Below are 5,315 nucleotides of genomic sequence, written 5' to 3'. Positions count from 1 at the left end.
CACTATTTCGAAGCTCAATCCCTTCAACCTTGCGGCTTTCGGCCCGCTGTCTCGCCTGCCTACGCTTAAACATAGCTGTTACCAGCTATGCTCCAAGGCTGGCTACGGGTGGTTGGCTAAACCTTGCCCGGTGGGATTCCCACCCACTAAGTGTCACGACCTAGCTTGGTCGCTCCCGCCCCAGGTGCATCCTTACTGTAACCGTCAGCCCCAATTTTCCTGGCAAATTCTGCAGTAACCGGCGCTCCGCCGACCATAATCTTCACATTCAAACCATCTTTACGGATTGCTTTAACTGTTTTTTCCATAGCAGGCATTGTTGTTGTTAATAGGGCCGATAAAGCAACAATATCTGCTTTATTTTCTCTGATGCTTGTGATAAATGTTTCCGTATCCACATTAATTCCCAAGTCAATAACTTTATAGCCTGCACCTTCCAACATCAAAGATACCAGGTTTTTTCCAATATCATGCAAATCACCCGCTACTGTACCGATAACAATCGTCCCTTTACTCGGAATATCTTTTTTCATTAAATAGGGCTTCATTTCATCAACAGCAGATTGTACAGCTTTTGCCGCCATCAACATTTCAGGGACAAAAAACTGGCCTTCGCTAAAGCGCTTGCCCACTTCATCTAGCGCAGCAATTAAACCGTCATTTAAAATAGTTAAAACATCTGTACCGTTACTTATTTCATTATTAACTAATTCCAAAACTTGATTGACATCCAAATCAAGAACCGCACCATAAACCTCTTTTACATCCAAGGCTTACCTCTCCTTTGATTGTTATGTATTATTGCAATATCATCTTTACATCACCTGCTGTCATATTGCATCACAAATCTATTCAGCATGGTACTACTGCAAGTGCATGGGTATCTAATTCATTACAAATATACTGAAACTCATTTATATCATTTTTTTGCATATTGTCAGCCACTATTCAGCTTTTCCAACCCCTTTTTTTATTAAACAATAACCATTTACCCCGTTTAGCTTAGAAAAATTAAGATCAAGATCACTCTTAGCTATAATATTAAAGCAATAAACGTGCCAGTCCGGCTAGTTATTTAACAATCCCGTGTAGATATGCATAGCAATGTTCCTGGGATACCCTACCATTCCTTTACATTATCGAGTATAATAAACTGCAAAAGACAGAGGTTATTACAACGAAAGCAGTCAAGTTAAACTGCCAGCAGACTCCGGTGACCTGCAAATGGTACTTATACACTCCGCATCTCAAAAAATCGGCCTTAATATCCAGGATTACCGCGGTCAAGAGGTTAAACTGCTGAAATATCCCCTTCAAGAGCGCTCCCAAAGCGGGGAGGGCAAAACCTATGCGTACTTTTTAGCTGACAATCACCGGATCATAGGGGCATATCTGGCACTGGATGGCTATACCCCGGGGATAAGTTTCGTTGGATGATAGAAGTTATTTCACCCCGGACAGACTGAAACCGGAAAAGCTCGTATTTGAAGGGGTAGATAGTATCGAACTCTATGGGCCCTGGGAAAATAATGACTGGAAAAACAAAGCGACAATAACTTCCTCAGGGAATTCAATATCGCCTTTGATTTTCAGGTAACCCGGGTCGTAACGTAAATCATTGATATTTTATATCTTCTATGATTTTCCACTTAAAAGCCTTTCCAAGCACTCCAGCACTTTGCCCGCTCAAGTATATCCAATATTTCTTACTCTTCACTACTCATTCCTACTTCAGGGGGCATTATCTTAAATGCAGTAGTAGTTTAGCAAAAAATATAATTTAAACTACATATATCGACATTTATTACATATTATTAGTAGTACAATAACAATGCTAATATTAACCAACATAACTTAACAAGTATTAATCGTGAGCATATAATTTTATACCTTGCCTGGACTTTGTTAGCGCTAAATGTGTGAAAGAGTGGCTGTATTTTAATGGGTGAAAAGGGATTAAAAAATAATAGCAGTAAACAACCACGGATCTCAAGGGGAGAAACATTACAGCTTATCCTTGAACGTTCAGTTTTTCAGCAACGTATAGAAATTATCCCCGTAACGGATGCTCTCGGAAGAATCACAGCTCAAGATATATGGGCTGAAAATAATTTACCCAATAGCCTTTCCAGTAGGTTAGATGGAATTGCTATCAAATACGGAAACATAAAAAACGATGTTGATAATACAGCTCATTGGCAAAATGGAATCGAGTATGTATTTTGTAATACAGGGATTGGGATACCATGATACTGTTATCCAGATTGAAGATGTGGAATTTAACGAAGCTGGAGGACTACGGATTCTCAAAGTACCTGAGCCTGGGCAAAATATTTGAAGAAAACCTTAATATAATCCGAAAAAATGAGACAGAACAGGGGCTTTTGAACGACCTTTTAAACAGGGTACAATCAGTTAACGAAGATGACTCAAAAGCTATTAATTTATTATGGAAGGAACTATGGATCGATATTTTAAAAGAAGCTCCGCCTTCTCAATATAAACAATAGTATTCGTTACAAAAAAGACAGCCTGTATGTGGGATTAGGCCGGGGTGGCGTGTACACAGGGCGGTACATCCTACCCACTTATCTGGTAAAATAGCAACATGATTAAACCACCACGGAAAATAAAGTATATACGGAGTATGATTTTATGCAAGATTATGCTTATGGTAGAGAGTTAAATATAAAAATAAAAGCCATATATATATTGCTTACCGTATTGATTATATCAATGATTACTATACTTCTTTCCGGATGTCATCAAAGCAATATTTCTGCAGATATGATAATAGCAAACGAAAAGATAATTCAAGTCAAGGATTTCAGCGTAAATTCAAATTCAACTACACTGAAAACATCGGCAAAAGGAACGATATTTGTTAAAGGGACCGAAGGAGTTCCTGAACATATACAGATTGTTGCCAGGATTGAGATAGACCCGGATGATTGGGGCGGGGTAGCTTTCTATATACCTAAGAAATGGAATGTTTCCAGTATCAGCAGCAGTTATCCTGAAAATAAAGCTCAGGCCATACCTGCAGACTATGTGTCAACATGGTTTACTGCTTCTGATAGATACAAATGGCAAAAGTCTGTAGAAATAGGAAGAGACCGCAGTTATAGGCCAACAGGAGGTGGCACAGGAACCGTTGTTATTAATTTAGTTCCTGATACAAACGCAATGCAACAATCAGAGACATTCGATATTACGGTTGAAGTTGGCTCTGATGAAAAAAATGGCATAAAGATTGTTGGGACTGATGGTACATCAATTCAAATACCTTAACTTAACTCATCGAACTAAACTCTGAAATTTATAACAGAAAGCCAATAAACCCTGTACTAGAGTACTGAAGATAAAAAACACAAGGAAAAAGGAGAATAAATGACAGATGAATTTTTTGCGGTTCTCAAACTTGTAAGAACCGATTTTAAGGAAATAAATAGCTTTTTCACTGATACACATGATTCAGTAGAAGAAGTCATACGAATTATGAACAAACATAAACTGGGGACATACATTCTTGTTAAAGCTCATCAGAATATGCCGGAATATATTGCCTATTGTCCGCAGGATTAGCCAAATATTGAAATGCACGACGGACTATACTATTTTTTCGTTTCGGCTGTAAAGAAAATCCTGGAAGGAGCTTACAAAGAGGCATACGCTTGGCGCCATATGTCAAGAAATAGGGACAACTTTTCTTGTTTCCTGTTTCCCATGCGGGCATATGCTTATTATCCAAGCGTCTTTGCCGTTCAGAGAACTTGGTATATCAGATATTTCCGAAAAAAAAAGCTTATGTATTTCCGCAGAAATTTATAAATATCATTACAGCAAAATCTATCATAAACTCAATACGAATCATTCTGAACCCGTTATGTCGCTAATTGAAATTAAGTGAAAGTGAAGTAACTCAACTTTCGCAGCAACAAATAGCCAGTCGTTCTTTGAAAAACGAGGGTAAATTGCCGATTAAGTAGTCAATCAACCTGCGGATCTCCTGCTCAGCCAGTTGCAGCTGCTCGCCTAGGAACCGCTCTAACAGGGTGAGAAGTTTCTGGAGCGCTTCTGCCAGGCTAATGTCCTTGAGCTCATCACAGCAGATGTAGAACAATTGGCCGATGGTTCTCAGGTCTTCACCGTTTCGGCTTTCAAGGGAAAGCATGATGTATCCGATGAACACGATAGCTGTACTCGCTACCATGGAATCGTATGAACGCCCCTGAAACTCTTTGGCAAGTTTCAGGTATGACTTGGACATCTTGAAGAAAACCTCAATACTCCATCGTTTGCCGTAGATGCGAACTACCTCTTCATCCGGCAGTTCGGTGTCTGTGGTAAGGAGCGCCAACCATTTCTTATTGGTTCTCCGGTCTCTAACAAACACGATTTTGGCAGATACCTGTTCGCCGCCTTCAAGCTGTCCGATGCCGACAGTTGCGGAACGATACGGCTGCGAATGATTTGGGAACTCAAAAACAGCAAAAACTTGCGCCAGTTATAGTGGCACTCGTTTAGAAACCGGTAGACAGCGTCTTTTTGAAAGGGGGCTGTGCCGGTATTGATATCCAGATAGCGGTACAGGTTTTTGCCTAAAAAAACTAAGGTCACAAGAAACTGCAATAATTCTTTGCAAGAAAAACCCTTTTGCTTTTTGAAATTCGATTTCACGAGTATTTGACCTATCTTGTGTTCTTTGAAAAAGTTTGCAACATAATTGGCTGACCTATTTTCATCGGTAATGTTTTCTGGTAAGATAGAAGTCACAAGAGCACCCTTCTTTCCTTGGTATAATGGGGTTTTGCATACTTCTATATTTTACCAGATTGAGGGGTGTTTTTGTTACCAAAGTTCAGATATATCAAGGGTTTAAGGGTATTATTTTAGTGCGAAAGTTGAGTGAAGTAAGGTACAATATGAAAACGATCTACGTTACATTTACATATGCTATCTTCAAACTCGTTTTTGAAAATGACTTGTTAGCAGATAATGTTGCCTCTCACTCAATTTGACGCTGCAATTCTCACCGCCAATAACGGAAGAATTATAGCGACAGTCTGCCATAAAGTTGAGAATTCAGGTGCCAATCAAAGTCTAGCTAGATAATGCCAGTCAGTGTGCATAGTGTGGATAATGTAGAGATCCCCCCAGCACCCAAACCAAACCTGTCATGGATACTGAGAGGATCCTTACCCTTTAATTACCTTACCCCGCTGTGCCACGCTGCCTTTCCATATCAGCAAGAATACGCCCGATATCTTTGTCCTCAACCACATCACTGCCCCTTTGCTGTGCATCGTAGAGGG

General features: G+C 39.7%; 6 protein-coding genes and 2 pseudogenes. 6 read left to right on the top strand and 2 right to left on the bottom strand.

All coding sequences use genetic code 11. From position 1 onward, the window contains the following. Positions 1-146 precede the first annotated feature (146 nt). Complete coding sequence (locus SSCH_RS04275; protein ID WP_044664397.1) at positions 147-770, bottom strand: cobalamin B12-binding domain-containing protein; 624 nt, start codon at positions 768-770, stop codon at positions 147-149. Positions 771-1,188: 418 nt separating this feature from the next. Between SSCH_RS04275 and SSCH_RS04270 the strand changes: the two are divergent. From SSCH_RS04270 to SSCH_RS04250, 6 genes and pseudogenes are all read left to right on the top strand, one after another. Further along, positions 1,189-1,437, top strand: a pseudogene (locus SSCH_RS04270) (DUF4830 domain-containing protein); the annotation flags it as partial. Beyond that, the gene (locus SSCH_RS18120; RefSeq protein WP_156972089.1) at positions 1,430-1,597 is read left to right on the top strand and encodes a hypothetical protein; all 168 of its coding nucleotides are present in this window, start codon (positions 1,430-1,432) and stop codon (positions 1,595-1,597) included. The pseudogene SSCH_RS04270 and the gene SSCH_RS18120, both read left to right, overlap by 8 nt. 344 nt (positions 1,598-1,941) lie before the next feature. After that, positions 1,942-2,250: a hypothetical protein gene (locus tag SSCH_RS04265; protein WP_044664395.1), complete on the top strand. Its 309-nt coding sequence runs from the start codon at positions 1,942-1,944 to the stop codon at positions 2,248-2,250. Further along, the gene (locus SSCH_RS04260; protein WP_044664394.1) at positions 2,247-2,510 is read left to right on the top strand and encodes a hypothetical protein; all 264 of its coding nucleotides are present in this window, start codon (positions 2,247-2,249) and stop codon (positions 2,508-2,510) included. The genes SSCH_RS04265 and SSCH_RS04260 overlap by 4 nt, the downstream gene beginning before the upstream one ends. Before the next feature lie 145 nt (positions 2,511-2,655). Further along, on the top strand, positions 2,656-3,291 hold the full coding sequence (locus tag SSCH_RS04255) for a hypothetical protein (RefSeq protein ID WP_044664393.1): 636 nt from the start codon (positions 2,656-2,658) through the stop codon (positions 3,289-3,291). A gap of 99 nt (positions 3,292-3,390) precedes the next feature. Next, on the top strand, positions 3,391-3,585 hold the full coding sequence (locus SSCH_RS04250) for a hypothetical protein (RefSeq protein ID WP_044664392.1): 195 nt from the start codon (positions 3,391-3,393) through the stop codon (positions 3,583-3,585). A 337-nt stretch (positions 3,586-3,922) separates the two neighbouring features. On the opposite strand, the pseudogene SSCH_RS17365 reads toward SSCH_RS04250, so the two are convergent. Further along, positions 3,923-4,776, bottom strand: a pseudogene (locus tag SSCH_RS17365) (transposase). Positions 4,777-5,315 lie beyond the last annotated feature (539 nt).

This window comes from Syntrophaceticus schinkii (assembly GCF_000946815.1).
GTDB lineage: Bacteria > Bacillota > DSM-12270 > Thermacetogeniales > Thermacetogeniaceae > Syntrophaceticus > Syntrophaceticus schinkii.
The sequence above is the reverse complement of the archived record's forward strand: the minus strand, read 5'-3'. Positions and strand labels throughout refer to the sequence as shown.